General features: G+C 54.5%; 15 protein-coding genes, 3 pseudogenes and 1 other annotated feature. Of the genes and pseudogenes, 6 read left to right on the forward strand and 12 right to left on the reverse strand.

What is annotated here, in order from left to right; all coding sequences use genetic code 11:
- Nucleotides 1-2 precede the first annotated feature (2 nt).
- The 8 genes from AKU79_RS13005 to mntR form a co-directional block, all read right to left on the reverse strand.
- Complete coding sequence (locus tag AKU79_RS13005; protein ID WP_050524030.1) at nucleotides 3-569, reverse strand: DedA family protein; 567 nt, start codon at nucleotides 567-569, stop codon at nucleotides 3-5.
- Nucleotides 570-834: 265 nt separating this feature from the next.
- A complete protein-coding gene (locus tag AKU79_RS13010) occupies nucleotides 835-1,326 on the reverse strand; it encodes a hypothetical protein (RefSeq protein ID WP_231580176.1) in 492 nt (163 codons plus the stop codon).
- Nucleotides 1,327-1,366: 40 nt separating this feature from the next.
- Nucleotides 1,367-1,879 (reverse strand): TlpA family protein disulfide reductase, encoded by a 513-nt coding sequence (locus tag AKU79_RS13015; RefSeq protein ID WP_050524031.1) that lies wholly within the window; start codon nucleotides 1,877-1,879, stop codon nucleotides 1,367-1,369.
- A gap of 99 nt (nucleotides 1,880-1,978) precedes the next feature.
- Nucleotides 1,979-2,374 carry a c-type cytochrome gene (locus tag AKU79_RS13020; protein WP_231575889.1) on the reverse strand — a complete coding sequence of 132 codons (396 nt, stop codon included), beginning with the start codon at nucleotides 2,372-2,374 and terminating at the stop codon, nucleotides 1,979-1,981.
- A gap of 184 nt (nucleotides 2,375-2,558) precedes the next feature.
- Nucleotides 2,559-2,702 carry a hypothetical protein gene (locus AKU79_RS19325; RefSeq protein WP_156209739.1) on the reverse strand — a complete coding sequence of 48 codons (144 nt, stop codon included), beginning with the start codon at nucleotides 2,700-2,702 and terminating at the stop codon, nucleotides 2,559-2,561.
- 55 nt (nucleotides 2,703-2,757) lie between these two features.
- Nucleotides 2,758-3,213, reverse strand: coding sequence for a DUF411 domain-containing protein (locus AKU79_RS13025; RefSeq protein ID WP_050524032.1), 456 nt, complete (start codon nucleotides 3,211-3,213; stop codon nucleotides 2,758-2,760).
- Between the two features lie 38 nt (nucleotides 3,214-3,251).
- The gene (locus AKU79_RS13030; RefSeq protein WP_231580177.1) at nucleotides 3,252-4,598 is read right to left on the reverse strand and encodes a multicopper oxidase family protein; all 1,347 of its coding nucleotides are present in this window, start codon (nucleotides 4,596-4,598) and stop codon (nucleotides 3,252-3,254) included.
- A gap of 885 nt (nucleotides 4,599-5,483) precedes the next feature.
- Nucleotides 5,484-5,987, reverse strand: coding sequence for a manganese-binding transcriptional regulator MntR (gene mntR, locus AKU79_RS13035; protein ID WP_022705387.1), 504 nt, complete (start codon nucleotides 5,985-5,987; stop codon nucleotides 5,484-5,486).
- A gap of 115 nt (nucleotides 5,988-6,102) precedes the next feature.
- Between mntR and AKU79_RS13040 the strand changes: the two genes are divergently transcribed.
- The 3 genes from AKU79_RS13040 to AKU79_RS13050 all read left to right on the forward strand — a co-directional run bounded on the left by AKU79_RS13040 (nucleotide 6,103) and on the right by AKU79_RS13050 (nucleotide 8,849).
- Nucleotides 6,103-7,242, forward strand: a complete 1,140-nt coding sequence (locus AKU79_RS13040; protein ID WP_050524033.1) for a multicopper oxidase domain-containing protein — start codon at nucleotides 6,103-6,105, stop codon at nucleotides 7,240-7,242.
- Nucleotides 7,239-8,420, forward strand: coding sequence for a ZIP family metal transporter (locus tag AKU79_RS13045; RefSeq protein ID WP_050524034.1), 1,182 nt, complete (start codon nucleotides 7,239-7,241; stop codon nucleotides 8,418-8,420). The genes AKU79_RS13040 and AKU79_RS13045 overlap by 4 nt, the downstream gene beginning before the upstream one ends.
- A gap of 126 nt (nucleotides 8,421-8,546) precedes the next feature.
- Complete coding sequence (locus AKU79_RS13050) at nucleotides 8,547-8,849, forward strand: hypothetical protein (protein WP_050524045.1); 303 nt, start codon at nucleotides 8,547-8,549, stop codon at nucleotides 8,847-8,849.
- Between the two features lie 128 nt (nucleotides 8,850-8,977).
- On the opposite strand, the gene AKU79_RS13055 is transcribed toward AKU79_RS13050, so the two are convergent.
- On the reverse strand, nucleotides 8,978-9,640 hold the full coding sequence (locus tag AKU79_RS13055; RefSeq protein WP_050524035.1) for a L,D-transpeptidase: 663 nt from the start codon (nucleotides 9,638-9,640) through the stop codon (nucleotides 8,978-8,980).
- A 218-nt stretch (nucleotides 9,641-9,858) separates the two neighbouring features.
- Between AKU79_RS13055 and lnt the strand changes: the two genes are divergently transcribed.
- Nucleotides 9,859-11,445, forward strand: coding sequence for an apolipoprotein N-acyltransferase (gene lnt / locus AKU79_RS13060; RefSeq protein WP_050524036.1), 1,587 nt, complete (start codon nucleotides 9,859-9,861; stop codon nucleotides 11,443-11,445).
- Between the two features lie 252 nt (nucleotides 11,446-11,697).
- On the opposite strand, the gene AKU79_RS13065 is transcribed toward lnt, so the two are convergent.
- Complete coding sequence (locus tag AKU79_RS13065) at nucleotides 11,698-12,204, reverse strand: L,D-transpeptidase family protein (protein WP_050524037.1); 507 nt, start codon at nucleotides 12,202-12,204, stop codon at nucleotides 11,698-11,700.
- A gap of 428 nt (nucleotides 12,205-12,632) precedes the next feature.
- On the reverse strand, nucleotides 12,633-13,226 hold the full coding sequence (locus tag AKU79_RS13070) for a L,D-transpeptidase (RefSeq protein WP_050524038.1): 594 nt from the start codon (nucleotides 13,224-13,226) through the stop codon (nucleotides 12,633-12,635).
- Between the two features lie 364 nt (nucleotides 13,227-13,590).
- Here AKU79_RS13070 and AKU79_RS13075 point away from each other — a divergent pair.
- Nucleotides 13,591-14,081: pseudogene (locus AKU79_RS13075) on the forward strand (transposase); the annotation flags it as partial.
- Nucleotides 13,887-14,003: a sequence feature (AL1L pseudoknot), on the forward strand. Its footprint overlaps the pseudogene before it by 117 nt.
- 113 nt (nucleotides 14,082-14,194) lie before the next feature.
- Nucleotides 14,195-15,408 (forward strand): annotated as a pseudogene (locus AKU79_RS13085) (IS3 family transposase); the annotation flags it as partial.
- A gap of 49 nt (nucleotides 15,409-15,457) precedes the next feature.
- Here the strand turns inward: AKU79_RS13085 and AKU79_RS20060 are convergent.
- Nucleotides 15,458-15,608 (reverse strand): annotated as a pseudogene (locus AKU79_RS20060) (IS110 family transposase); the annotation flags it as partial.

Genomic DNA, 15,608 nt, shown 5'->3' on the forward strand with positions numbered 1-15,608 from the left:
CGTCAGCCGACCGTCCGCGAGAGCCGCCGCCATCCCAGAACAGCAAGGCCGAGAAAAACCAAAAGCAGCACGATGCTGAAGGTGCCCCACCCGTCAACCACCGCACGCTCAATCGCGGCGCCAAAGTAATATCCAGCACCCACCAAAAGCCCCGTCCATAGCAAAGCCGAGGAAGCATTCAACACCGTAAACACCGGCCACTTCATTTGCGTCAGACCCACAGGCAGCGCCCCGATTGTGCGCATTCCCTTGGGATAACGATAGATGAAGATATAAGCCCAGCCATAGGCATCCAGCAGTGCTTCGGCTTTGTCCATCAGCGCCAAAAGACGCGGCCGTGACGCCAGAAAGCCTGCGCCAAACCGCCGCGCCACGGCAAAGCGCAATTCATCACCCAAATAGCCACCCGCAAATGTCGCAACCGCGACCAGTGCGACATCCAGCGCCCCGGCTTGCGCCGCATACCCCCCGAACAACGGCAAAGACCCGCTTTTCAAGGTGCAATAGCCAAAAAGCAGCAGGTAAACCAATGTGCCATACTGCGAAATCAGAGAGATAATAGCTTCCAAGAAAAACGATCCTTTGGGCGAAAGTTTTGTTGAGTGGCCGATGCTTATGGATCATGTAGCGTTCTGCCCTCAGCGTTAGATACATAGCGGACCCGCGCGGTGATGGCATTGGCGAACAATGATCTTTTTGGAAATATACGCCCCTCCCCTCGGAATAGATCAATATGAGCCAGCATGCCTGTGGAGGTGAAGCCGAGCATCAGGAGCGAGCCGATGCTGCCGGTCCAGCCGAGAATTCGGCAAAGATGCTATACCGCAAAACCCATCATTGATTGCATTTGTCATTAAAGGTCCGTCCTGCCCACCAGAACGCGACCAACGGAATAACAATCCATTGCAAAACCGGCGACAGGCCCGCATCGAGGAACGGAATGATCGGCATCAAATCTGAATAGGCCCAAGCTTCGCGGATCGTGATATTGAGCCATTCGCTGAAGAAAGTATATCCCAAGCCGAAAGCTACAGTCAAAGCTCTTACGGAACGTCGCGTCGCAGCGAAATAGGGCCAGCCTTTGCCTATCAGTATCAAGACGAGCATCAGTGTGCTCAGGGCGATCAGGATATCCCCACCCGTGCAATGAACGGCCGCAAAGACGATCTCCTTCCAACTGCCCGCGGTCCAAATCGTGTAAAGCGGCATGTGTGCAAACTCCCAGATCAGATTGGCTGGGATGATCACTGAAAAATATCGACGAACTGCGGTTAAAGAAATCGCGTCGGTCAACGACGGCATGACGCCTATTGTGGGATCGCTCATTGGCCCTCCTGGCTCGGTTTCCCATTTGGGTTGGCGATGTTCATTCTATAAAATCCCGCAAGAAGGACACCATCTTTGGATCGTCCCATTTGGCCGGCCCGATCAGTCGCCCAAGCTCTTGCCCTTTATCGTCAATCAGGATTGTCGTCGGCAGGCCAATTGCGCGCAGCGCGGTCATCGACAACATGGTATTGTCGACATACATGGTAAGGTTATTAACGCCAATATCATTGTAAAAGCGTCGGACTGCGGGCGCACCTGCCCTGTCTATCGACAGAGCAACCACCTCGAAAACATCGCTCCCTAGTTCTGCCTGTAGCGCATCCAGCGTCGGCATCTCTTCTCGGCATGGAACGCACCATGTCGCCCACAGGTTCACGAGGATGACCTTACCTCGAAAATCTTCCATATCTCCCCGACGGCCGTCTTCTGTCAGATAGCGCACATTGACGATCGGTTGTGGCATTGCACGGACAGCAAACCCTTGCGGTCCCGCGAACGCTATTCCAAAAGACCATGCCCATACAATCAGAGCCCGCGTAAAATATTTCATTGCGTTGGTCCCTTGGCAGTTTTGCGTTTCAAATTACGGATCGCCAGCAGAGGCACCAGCATGAGCTTGGGGGTTCATTCTTGCTTGCAGACTTCTGCGTCATGGTTGTACCTTCTCATCCGCTTGGCTGCGGCTTTCCTGCAATTCGCGGATCCGGTCGGGCCATGTGTTCTTGATAAAGGCCAAGATTTCCACAATTTCTTCATCCTTCAGCACTTCTTCGAAACCGGGCATGTCGCTTTCATAGCCGTTCCCGACGATCGCCGCAGTTCCACGCTTTACGATGTCAGTCAATATGCGGTCCGAATGATGCCAAGTATGCCCCGATGGGTCATGCGGTGGGGCGGGCAATCTGCCGTTTGGCAATCTTGAGCGCCACTCAGGCTGCCCCTCAAGGTTAGCACCGTGGCAACTGGCGCAGTTTTCTTGATAAAGGCGCGCGCCCGTGGGTATGTCGTTCTGCGCCGCAACCGGTAAGACCGTTGCGGTGAACAAAAATGCGGAGAGCCTAATGGTGTTTTTCACTGCGCTTCCGCCTCCTCGTTGCGAGCCACCTACAGAGGATGAAAAATGCCACGAAAAACGACAAGATAAGCAGGACGCAAACCGCCAAGGCCAATCCCATCATCAACAGGCTGTCGCCGCTACTGGCACCTTCAATCCGCATCTCGGTGCCTTACTATTTCCCGTTGTCCGAGCGGATGTATTTGACCAGTGCAATTGCCGCCAGCCCCAGCACCACCACAATCAGCAGCCAAACGAGACCCGTCGCAACCACCATACTGCCACCCATCATTCCACCGCCCATCATCATACAATTCATCCTTTTTTCCTGTGAAGCCGGTCTGGCGCGCAATTGCGCCAGACCGTGCAATTGATCATTCGACCATGTAGACAGTCGGGCTCACACCTTTTTCGACAGCGAACACTTTGAATGGCTCCTGTTTAGCGCCGCCCATACCCGGCGACCCCATCGGCATGCCCGGAAGCGTCACTCCGGCAATTTTTGGTCGCTCATCAAGAAGTTTTTTGACGGCGGCAATCGGAACATGGCCACTCACAGCATAATCGCCCAGAAATGCAGTATGGCAGCCCTGAAAATCATCCGGGATACCTGCCTCGCGGCTGATTTGCGAAAGATCTTGGGTAGGTTTCACTTCTACCGTGAAACCATTTTGGCGCAGATAGTCGGCGTAGTCTTCGCAACATCCACATTTCGGATTCTTGTAAAGCATGACCTCCTGCGCTGCCGTCGGTGCGGCATTCAGGCTCATCGCGAATATGGCGGCAGCACCAGCGGTGCCAAGGCTTGCAAACCCAAGTATCTTTTTCATAGGTTCATTCCTTCATGTGATCAGTGTTTTGTGGGTCTTCAAATTTTAGTGCTGCCGGAGGCGACGCGGACGACGCCCATCATGCCAGCTGCCTGATGTTCTAGAATGTGGCAATGGAACATCCAGTCTCCTGGATTGTCCGCCACAAACGCGATCTCAACCCGTTCCTCGGGGGCCATCATCACTGTATCCTGCCATTCGCGATAACGCGTTGGTTGCCCGTTGCGCGAGATGACGCGGAACGAATGCCCGTGGAAATGGATCGGGTGATGCCAGGCCGTGCGATTGTCCATCTCGAACACGTGCGACGTTCCCTGCGGCAAAACCAGTAAGGGTTCCTTGATCGGACCTGTCGCCGCCTTGCCGTTAATGAACCAAATGTTGCCCTCGCGCATCTGGTCCATCATCGACCTCATGCTATTGCCCATCATCATCTGCCCCATCATTCCGCCATTGAAGACGATCTGATGCCGCTCAGCCGAGGCCATGTCAGGGTCGGCAAGCGGGTTAGGCTGCAGATCCATCGGCCAATCCGGCACCGTGTCCCGTAATCTGTCAGGCGCATAGACGAGATCGACCAGACGGTATTCCAACCCTTGGTAGAAAGTATCGGTGACAAAAGCCGCATCACCAGGCTTGCCGGTCATGTCGATGACCAAATCAACCCGCATCGCCGGGCCGATAAGCACGATATCGCCTTCTGGTGCATGGGGCGCCACGGGCTGACCGTCCAGCGCGACAATAACTGGCGCAAACGTTCCAAAATTTAACGCGAAAATTCGGGCATTGGCTGCATTGATCAGCCGAAGTCGGATGCGCTCTCCGGCCCGGACTGAAATACGTTCCGGTATTTGACCGTTTATAGTCACAGAATTCCCAATACGTCCGCCATGCATGGCATCGGCCTGACTGCCGAAATCATCCACAATCTGCCCGTCGGGAGACATCCGCCAATCATCGAGCATCCAAGTCATGTCGCGATCCACGCGGATCGGGTCCGTTTCCTCAACGATCAATGGCCCGGAAAGCCCGCGTCCGACCTGTTCCGAACTGCGGTGGTGGGGATGATACCAGAACGTGCCTGCGTCGAGTGCATCGAATTCGTAGAGAAAGTCGCTGCCAGCCGAAATCGGATCTTGTGTCAGGAACGGCACGCCATCCATAGCATTCGGAGTCCGTATGCCATGCCAGTGGACCGTTGTGCCTTCATCCAACCCATTTTGGGCCAAAACACGAATACGGTCGCCCTGACGCACGCGGATTTCAGGGCCCGGAATAGATCCGTTGTAGCTCCAGACATCGGTCGGGCCATAAGGTGCTGGACGCAAGGCCGCCTGGCCGGACGCCGCGCGCAGCACGAACGGTTCGTCTGTCGGGCCTGCCATGGCTATTCGTGCAGGTGACAAAGCGGATATGGCTGTGAAAGCGGCACCAGTGCGCAGCACTTGCCTTCGTGAGATATTTCTGTTGAGCATCATCGCTTCTGCCTTGTTCTGAAAATGTCGCGCTGGCCAAATTCGGCCAAGTCAACGGTCAGGCCTCGCCACGAGCGAGACCAAATTCAAATTCAGATAGGAAGCTTGGGAGGGAATGGGTCAAGCGAAGGGCTGACGCCGCGCGGGATCAAAGGTTCGTCAACCGAAACGATGAGACAAAATAGTATCGCAAATCGCCAAGAAGACGCTTGACCTATGATCCCAGCCGTTCCCACTGAACCGCAAGGAACAGGACACCCGCCCTCGCAAATTACGCCAGAAACATATCCCTCGGGACCGCACCCATCGCAACGCTGATCTGCACTTCCGGCGGTATCCATATGCACCATGGCGATGTCAGCCATGCTCGCCGACGATCCCTTTGGGGCAACCACTGCACCGAAGGTCAGGGCTAGAATCAAAGCAAGGCGAAGGACATGGATCATAGAAGCCATATGCAGCCTTCCAGTAAGGGGAGGTCAAGCGATACTCTGTCACTTGGCCGTGATAACCTTCAATTCCAGTGCTTATTCTTGCCTCTCTCTTGTCGGAACCCATCACATTTTTTGGGCAGCTAGTCTTGGCCCCTACCCGGCAAGTGAGTTCACGCGGGTTAAGCGGCGCACGTGTCCTGAGCCAGCACAGATCGTTACTCAATTGCTGCAAGGTGCCTAAGAGTGCCGATGGCAATTCTTGAAAAAGCAGTGAAGGTTTTCTGGCGCCCTTCGGTTTGGCATGGTCAGCAATGTTGATTGCTTATACGCTGGCAAGTATCGATACTGCCTCGATTAGGGGCTAGTTGCTGCGCAATGCCTCGCCCATGAGGTTCCTGCGATCTACTCTCGACCCGTCTGCGAATGCTGCGAATAGCGCGAGCGTTCGATCGCTCACATGATGTTCAATCCCTTCGGCATCCCGTTCGGCGGTCTCTAAGTCGAGACCAAGGCTGAGAAGAAAGCGCAATACAATTTCATGCCGGTGGCGGCATTCTTTCGCCAGAGCGCGTCCCTCTTCAGTCAGAAAGACAGAGCGGTATTTCGCACGGGTAATCAGTCCTTCGCGTGCGAGACGATCGAGCGTCTTGGCAACGGTAGGTGCTGTAACCCCCATTTTCGTTGCAATATCAACAGGTCTCGCTTCGCCTTTCGCATAGATCAGCTCGGCAATCAGTTCGACATAGTCCTCCGCCAGTTCATTTCGTCGGGCCGCACGCACCCCGACAAACGCTTCGGCACGGGAATCCACCGCGCGCTCGTCAGGCATGACGGCTTCTACTTCCTGATTATCATTCTTTTTCATCCGTTAAGTTTTGCATGAATTGGATTGACAGGTAAAGGTGTAGAGTAGACAAGTTAGCCTTGTCTAACTTTTGATGCATAGACTTTAGCACTGCTCCCGCAAGGAAACCCGATTCATGGCCGACGCTTCCAAACCCTCTCTTGATCCTTCGCGCCGCGCTCTGCTGGTTGGTGGCCTTGTGGCCGCAGGCGGAGCAGCCATCGCCGCTGGCAGTGCGCGCTCTCAAAGCACAGCGGATCCTATGGCTGGTCACGATATGTCCACCATGCCGGCAGATCCATATGCTGCCCCAATGCAGGGAATGGCGCACGGCAACATGACAACGGTTGGCTTGGTCGATCACAATCGAAACGGGTTTGATCCGACTGCCATGTTGACGGATTGGGAAAGGGGAACAACCGAGCTATTGCCTGATGGGAGAACGCTTCGAACATTCGAAGTCGATGCCATTGACAAGGAAATCGAGATTGCACCCGGCATTTTCTTTCCAGCCTGGACCTTCAATGGCCGGGTCCCTGGTCCTGCCCTGAGGGCGAAGGAGGGCGAACGGCTTAGGATAGTCTTTCGCAACTTAGGCTCGCACCCACATTCCATGCACTTCCATGGCATCCATTCGGCGCGGATGGATGGTGTTCCTGGTGCTGGATTGATTGGTCCGGGCGAGGAGTTTATCTACGAATTTGACGCTAAACCTTTTGGTTGCCACCTTTATCACTGCCACGCCTTGCCCCTAAAGCGGCATATGCACAAAGGTATGTATGGTCTTTTCGTTATCGACCCCGATCCTGAGCGTCACCCCGAGAACGCGACCGTCGCGGCATCGCGCCTGCTTGGCAGCCCTGAGAATGCTCATTGGCAAGAGATGGCTATGGTGATGAACGCCTTCGACACTAATTTCGACGGCGCAAATGAAGTTTATGCTGCAAACACTGTCGGCCAAGCCTACATGAATGAGCCAATTCGCATCGACAAATCGCGCCCAGTTCGCATTTACTTGGTGAACGTGACCGAATTCGACCCGATCAATTCATTCCATTTGCACGCGAATTTTTTTGACTATTACGACACCGGAACCACGTTGACGCCAACGCTGCGCACCGTTGATCTGATCATGCAATGTCAGGCGCAGCGCGGAATCCTCGAGTTCAGCTTCGCCGATCACGAAGATGGAATGTACATGTTTCATGCACATCAGTCCGAGTTCACCGAACTTGGTTGGGTCGGAATGTTTGATGTAAGGAGCTCTGCGAAATGAACGAGCAAGCCCAACTGAAGCGCCCCGCCCTGAGCCGCCTGCTGCTGGTGCTTGTGCCATTGACAGTCATGCTTGGCATGTTCGTTTGGATCGCGTCGCTTGATCCCCTGCGCAGTTTCAACAATGGCGCGCCGCCAGTAGAGGCATTGACCGTGGAGCGGACAATTCTGGACGAGACCGGGATCGGGCTTTTGGTCCGTGCCGGTGGTTCAGACGCCATGGTGATCGCCCAGGTGGCGGTGGACGACGCGTTCTGGACTTTCACGCAGAACCCGCCCGGGCCGATCGTTCGTGGGGGTGCTGTGTGGATCCAGATACCCTATCCGTGGGTTTTCGGCGAGGCGCACGCAATTAATATGCTGTCTAACACTGGTGCTTCGTTCGAACATGAAATCGCTGTAGCTGTGCCAACACCAAAGGCCACGGTGGGTCAGCTTCGCCTTCAGGCATTAGTGGGAGCGATTGTTGGGTTGCTGCCTGTGGCGCTAGGTCTGATTTTCTATCCGGCAATGCGAAGCGCCGGGCGTGTTGGGGTGAGTTTTCTTCTCGCGCTGACGGTCGGTTTGTTGACCTTCCTGCTCATTGACATGACGTCCGAGGCGTTGGAGCTTGCAGACCAGGCTGCAGCATTGTTCCAAGGATCGGCCATGGTCTGGCTGTCTGGGCTCGCGAGTTTCCTCATGCTGATGGCAATCGGACGCTGGCGCGGCACGCCGGAAGGGCTGGCGTTGGCATTTTACATTGCCCTAGGGATAGGCTTGCACAACTTTGGCGAAGGGCTGGCGATTGGCGGCGCGTTTGCTGCCGGATCGGCAGGACTCGGTACGTTCCTCGTTCTCGGCTTTGCTCTCCACAACGTTACCGAAGGGATTGGCATCGCTGCGCCGATGTTGCGGATCCGGCCGCCACTCTGGAGTTTTGCAGCCCTGACACTTTTAGCGGGTGGCCCTGCCGTTCTAGGAATGTGGGCAGGAAGTCTTGCATACGCTCCGCAATGGTCGGCATTGGCGATGGCCGTTGGGGCTGGCGCAATTTTGCAGGTCATGGTCGAGGTTACGGCTTATCTGATGCGCCAGAGCAGCGACCGGCAAGTGGTGCTGTTTTCTCCCGCCGTTCTAGGCGGGTTTCTTGCGGGACTCGGTTTCATGTATGCAACTGCTGCGCTGATCAAGGTTTGATCAACGCACGTTTTATCCAGATCTCAACACTTCGGATCGTCTACGCGACAAAGCAAGAAATGCGGATACCCTATGCCACCACATTATGATATTTGGCCCGTGAACTTAGTTAAGGAACCTGCGCACATGGACAGCAAAATTCCCGTCGTGAAAAAACAAGTTCGGTCGATCTTACTTGTTTCCGGACTTCTGGTACTTGCAGCCTGCTCCACGCCGATAAATCAGACTACCGATAAATCCACCGGGTTCCTCAAGGAACTGCCCGAGGGGGTCGCCCTGATTGCGGCACCCTATCAAAACCTTCAGGAGGTGATCTTGCAACCCGACGACGGGTGCTATTGGTATCGCCATTTCGGACCCGTCGAAACGACAATGCTTCCTTTACTTACGGTCGATGGAAGACCAATCTGCACAAAAGCCGCAGGCTAACAAAACCGTTTACTAGGCTATGCGCTGGCTTTTAAGCCGTGCATTCATGTGTTTGACACACGGAGTCGAGTTGCCTCTGTAAAGGATGAACTTCCGCCGCGGTGCCACGCCCGCACTAAGACTTTTTGTTAGCTTGTCGTTAAACGACCTTCTTCTGCCGGATAAAGGTATGCTGTCACGCCGGTCTCAACTTGGTCGAACAGCGAATTTATGTGTGGCATGACCATACGCACACACCCGGAACTCGCCCGGTTACCTATAGAACGCGGAAGCGGTGTCCCATGGATCCGCAAATAGGTATCACGATCACCCACAAACAGATACAGCGCCCGCGATCCCAAGGCGTTTGCCGGTCCAGGCTCCATCCCATCTGCGTATTTGGCATAGAGTTCGGGCTCACGCTCGATCATGGACTGCGTGGGGGTCCAAATCGGCCATTTTACCTTGCGTTTGATGGTATAGGTACCAGGCTCGTATAATCCACTTCGGCCAATGGCGACACCGTAACGCATGGCCGTGCCATCGAACTGAATGTGATAAAGATACCGAGCAACGGCATCGACATGAATATCCCCCGGCACAAGCCCAGCACGCGCTTCTACCCGAGTTGGTAGCAAGCGCGGTTGCAATCCCCAAGGGTTGGTCGTCGCAGCATCATAACCTGCTGGGGTAACGAGCGCATCCCAAGTCGCCCACTGATCTTCCATATGAGACGAGGCGAAAACCGGTGCTGCGATTGGCGACGAAAACAGCGCTGTTGCCGTTGCGATAAAATGGCGTCGTGTGAGCATGGGCGTTGCTTTCTCATCAATACTTGGAACGTTACTTTATATTTTTCCGACGGGCTTTAAGGGTCAAGCAATACGGGACAGGTGTCCAGTCAAGTCTGTGTGACCATTGATGAAAGTTGAAAGCCTGCACACGTACTAGTCATTCTGACAATACCGTGATGTGTCAAAGGATCTATTGCACCTAAAGGAACTAGAGCCCCTAAGCGTCTTTGCTCGATATGGAGGGTTTTCAAATTTCGGTCCGAATGGAAACACATAGGCTTTGCAGCAAAACGCGTTTACAAAACTTGGCCAGTTTTGCTGTCTCCGTCGCGGCGGGTGCATCCTTTGTCTTGGCCCTCCCACCCTATTCGATTCTGCCGCTTGCGCTCATTCCCTTTGCGGTCCTGGCGGTGTTTTTGCGTGGTGTGTCCCCCCTCAAGGCGTTCAGTTTGGGATATGTGTTCGGCTTGGGTCAGTTCGTGCCAGGCCTTTTCTGGATCACCGAAAGCTTCCAGGTGGAGGCAGACCGGTTCGGATGGCTCGCCCTGCCCGCCGTGTTCGGACTTGCGATGTTGCTCTCAGCGTTTCCGGCATTGGCATGTGCTATCGCTACGCGCATGACGCGGGCCGGCCTACCGTCGGCGCTGTCGTTGGCCTCAGCTTGGGTCGCCTCAGAGTGGCTGAGAGGGCATATTCTGACTGGCTTCCCTTGGAATCTAGCGGCCTATAGTCTTGCGGACTGGACGGTGCTATCCCAAGCTGCTTCGTTGGTCGGCAGTTACGGGTTAGGGTTTCTGATCGTGCTAAGCGCAACACTCGCGGGATATACCTTTTGTCCCTCCGATCACCGTTTGCGCAGGCTCCGTGTCGCCGGGACGGCCGCAATCTTGATTGGCATATCTGGGTTCGGCATAGTGCGGATAGCGGCCTCTACCCTGCCCCCAGAAGGTGGTACGCGCATCCGGGTTGTTCAGCCGAACATAGCCCAAAGCGCCAAATGGGATCAAGCTACCCGAGACGAGAACAAACAGCGACTTATAACCTTGTCCGAACGCGCTGGATCGTTTGATCTTTTGCTCTGGCCCGAAACTGCTTGGCCAGGTTTTCTGGCAGAGGATGAAGGAGCACGCATTATATTGGCAAGCCTTCTACCGGAATCCGGCGTCTTGATCACGGGCAGTCCAGTGCAGGAAGAAACCGCAACCCGAACGACATACCGCAATGCCGTGCTTGCCATTGCCTCAGACGGAACGATTTTGGCGCAATACGCCAAACACCACCTCGTGCCCTTTGGCGAATATGTTCCCTTGCGCGGCATATTGCCCCTTCCGCGCTTGGTTGAGTCTCGTGGCGACTTTGTGCCCGGCCCGGGGCCAAGCACGTTGGCGATTGGGGCCGGCCTCCCCTTGGTTGGTGTTGCAATCTGCTATGAGGCCATTTTTCCAGGTCATGTCGTTGATGGCGCAACCCGACCGAGCTGGATTTTCAACGCCACAAATGACGCCTGGTTCGGAACATCAATCGGGCCTTGGCAGCATCTGGCATCAGCGCGCATGCGGGCTGTTGAAGAAGGCCTTCCCCTTGTTCGTGCCGCAAACACCGGGATTTCTGTTGTGGTCGATGCGTATGGCAGAACAATTGCCATGATCGAGCTCGAAAGGTCAGGCATCATCGATGCGCGCTTACCCCGACCGCTTCCGCCAACACCCTATGCTCGTTTTGGTGACTGGACTGCAATAGCGTTGATCATGTTTGCATGGATCATCGCCGGATTGCGACTGCGGCTGCAAAAGCCAGCACGCCTGACAAGCATAATGACATGATCGGCTCGCTTTGAGAGCCTATGCACAATCTTTGCCGGCCGGGCAACACAACAAATGGCTCGAATCTGACCTTACGTCGGCTGGACCCCAGCCCACTTGGCCGCTAACGCCTTTGGCGATTGGCGGCTGGTTAGAACAGTCATGAGCCTGTTTTCTGCGCATCGGATTTTGAGTTGGCAACGCCTTTTTGAATGAGCTCTTGTCTGAACCTCGAAACATTGCGGTCCAAGACGCAACAAGCCATGCTTGGCTTCAAACAAAGATCTCAATCGGTGTTCCATCTCGTACCATCGCATAAATCTCTTCCATTTCGCGATCTGAAACCGAGATGCACCCCGCCGTCCAATCCGGCTTGATCGGATCGATGTTGCGCCTCCGCCCGCCGTGAATGAATATTTCGCCGCCAGGTTCGCGCCCCTGCGCTTTGGCGAAAGCGATGTCAGCCTCATTTGGATAGGAAATGCCGATGGAAAGGTGAAACAAGCTGTTCGGATTGCGCCGGTCAATGATGTATTTGCCTTCGGGTGTCTTGCCATCGCCTTCAAATTGCTTGTGTCCCATCGGCGCAAAGCCAAGATCTGTTTTATAGGATTTAAGAACGCGATCACCGTTGTAAAGAAACAAACGTCGGTCGCCCTTGAATAATTGTATGCGGGTGACTTCCGGGCCGTCATAGGTCCTGAACCTGCTATTGGCACAGCCGACCAAGCCAAGAGCAAGACTACCTAGAACGACTATGCGGCGTGTCGCATGTATCATATTCACTCCTCAATCCATTTGGGTCGGATTGCTATAAAGTACAATTTTGTGATCAGTCCTGACCAAGGTGAGATAAGCTCAACCACGGGCGTTGGCAAAAAGATAGCCTTGAGCTAGCGGCCTTGACTGCAGTCATGGAGAAATCCCGCGAGTTTTAGGGGTCCAGCAAATCATGGATTGCAGCCATCGGAAATCCACGCGGCGTAGGGTTGCCCAATTTGTCAGATGATTGGCCACAGTCTCATCGCCTGAACGCGGACGGGTTTTTCACCATGACAAGAATCCGTCTCGCCGTACTTACAAGCAAATATCGCGGAAATATCCACCTTGAAGCAAGGACAACGTTGAACTGGAGCAAACCACGGTTAGCCTTAGCCGGTTGCTACACAAACCCCCGCTATAGCGCCCGACAGCTTTGCTCTTGGTCGTCAGATCAGCAGCACCTGAGTGCCGACCTGCGCCAAATCGTAGAGTTCAATGACATGCTCATTGTAAAGACCAATGCAGCCATTCGATGATCTGCGTCCGATCTTTCGGGTGTCGTGGGTGCCGTGGATCAAGTAGGCAGGCCAAGACAGATACAGTCCGCGGACACCAAGCGGGTTTTCCGGAACGCCACCCTCCACCATCTTCGGCCAGTCCGGGTTGCGCTCGAGCATGGATGCCGTCGGACGCCACGGCGGGTTCACGGCTTTGCGAACAATCTCGGTCCGCCCCAGCCGGGTTAGTTCCTCGGACAGAGGAACGGACGAGGGATAGAGCCGGTAGATTGATTGATCCTCTGACCAATAATGCAGTGCGCGTGACGTAGTGTCCGCCAGAATTGCACCACCCCGAGTACTTTCAAAGTAATCCTGCCACTTAGGCATCACGAAGCTGGACACGTTGTTACGCACGCTGCCGGAGACTGGAACTTGAAATTCTGTGCTGCCTTCTTGCGCCCAAGCTGGCAGAGTTACAAAACTGGCCATCCCGATTGCGCCACCCAGCAAAGCCCGCCGCTTCATCATATCGTTGGCCATGGCACACTCCTTCATTGGTCATTTTTCAAGATGGGGTATCATTCACTTTTGGAAGAGACAAATCAAACATCCGTTAGCTGTCGCTATTCGCGGCGAGGAGCGCGACCATCCTTTCTCCCCTCAACCGCACACCAAGTTATGACGCGGCGTGCAAGCGACGCAGATGTCCAATGGACACGTGGTAAGCTTGTATTGAGCGAGACAATCTTTCCACAGTTGCAAGCGCCTGTCGAAAATCGATCGCCTTCGCACCAATCTGACAATGCTGTGATCTCCCAATAGATGCCTTGCACCTAAAGCTACTAAAGCAGTTTGAACCGCCCCTTGTTTACCGGAGGGCAAAACTCTCGGAGAATTGCCCGTTATGGAACATGCACAAAAGAAGAAGACCTCGAAGCCGTATTCACCTGAGTTCCGCGAGCGTACGGTTCGGTTGGTTATGGAGCACCGCGATGATTATCAGAGCGAAGCGGCGGCGCTGACAGCGATCGCTGGTAAATTGGGTTGTTCGCCAGACAGCCTTCGCGTTTGGATGCGCCAGATCCAGCGCGATGGTGGCGAACGACCGGGGCAAACCAGTGCGGAGAAGGCACGGATCAAGGAACTTGAACGCGAAGTGCGTGAACTTCGGCAGGCCAATGAGATCCTGCGCAAAGCTTCCGCGTATTTTGCCCAGGCGGAGCTCGACCGCCCGTTTCGCAAATGATTGCTTTCATTGAGGAAAGCTGTGGAGCTCTCGGGGTCGAGCCAATCTGCAGGGCGTTGCAGTTTGCCCCTTCCACCTATTATGACCGGCTTGCCATCGCGCGTGATCCTGGCCGTGCATCGGCCCGGGCCAAGTCGGACTCCGCCTTGAGCGTTAAGATCGACGCGGCCTGAGATGTGTCTGACGTCAGCACTCGTGGGGCATAATTGAGGATTTGATCAACGGAGGATTTCTGGTTCATCTTATCGATTAGGAGATCGAGATGATGAAGAAACCTGAGACTTCGAAAGACGCGGCTGACAAGCTCGTCAAGAGCATCCGCCGCAAGGCGCGCCAGACCTATTCTGCGGAGGAAAAGATCCGCATTGTTTTGGCTGGGCTGCGAGGCGAAGAAAGCATTTCAGTGCTTTGCCGCCGCGAGGGCATCGCCGAGAGCCTTTATTACAGCTGGTCGAAGGAATTTCTGGAGGCAGGCAAGCGTCGGCTTTCGGGCGACACGGCCCGTCAAGCCACTTCACCAGAAGTGAAGGATCTGCGCTCGGAATCGCTGGCCTTGAAGGAATGCGTAGCCGATCTCACCCTTGAAAACCGATTGCTTAAAAAAAGTATGACAGGGGCTGGGGAGGTCGAGGAATGAGGTATCCCGCTTCTGAAAAGCTCGAGATCATCCGCACGGTCGAAGGATCACATCTGCCCACCAAGAAGACGCTTGATATGCTTTGCATCCCTCGCACCACTTTTTATCGGTGGTATGATCGTTATCTCGAAGGTGGGTTTGATGCACTGGCAGATCAATCTCCTCGACCGGGATCAGTCTGGAACCGCATTCCGCAGGATCGGCGCGATAACTTGATTGGATTTGCGCTGGAGGATGAGGCGTTGACGACTCGGGAATTGGCCGTCAAATACACCGATGAGAAGCAGTATTTTATATCTGAATCATCGGCTTACCGCATATTGAAAGCGGCTGATCTGATCACGGCACCCGATTATGTGGTGATCAAGGCCGCAGAGGAGTTCACCGACAAAACCACGGCGATCAATGAGATGTGGCAAACGGACTTCACCTACTTCAAGATTATCGGCTGGGGTTGGTATTATCTCAGCACAATTTTGGATGATTACAGCCGTTACATTATTGCGTGGACACTTTGCACCAACATGCGGGCTGATGACGTTACCGACACGATCGAATTGGCTTTGACGGCATCAGGATGCGACCAAGCTGTTGTGCGGCACAAGCCGCGCCTGCTGAGCGATAATGGCTCATGCTATATCTCAGGCGATTTGGCAGAATGGTTGGAAGGCCACAAAATGACGCATGTTCGCGGGGCGCCATTCCATCCGCAAACCCAGGGCAAGATAGAGCGTTGGCACCAAACTATGAAGAACCGTGTGCTGCTGGAAAATTACTACCTCCCCGGCGACCTCGAACGCCAGATCGGGGCCTTCGTCGAGTATTACAACAACCAACGCTACCCTTTGACCGGCAGGTGATGCTTGCATCACCGAGTATCCGTATTGGTCAAGTGGGGTATTCATTCCATTTTCGACCGTCGCGCAGTAATGCATTTGCCATGACAATTAGCTTGCGCATGACTGCTGTGATGGCCAGTTTTTTGCACTTCCCAGTCGATACCAACTGCTGATATTTGGCCTTTAGATCAGGGTTGAAC

The sequence above is a fragment of the Pseudorhodobacter wandonensis genome (genome assembly GCF_001202035.1).
Lineage (GTDB): Bacteria > Pseudomonadota > Alphaproteobacteria > Rhodobacterales > Rhodobacteraceae > Pseudorhodobacter > Pseudorhodobacter wandonensis.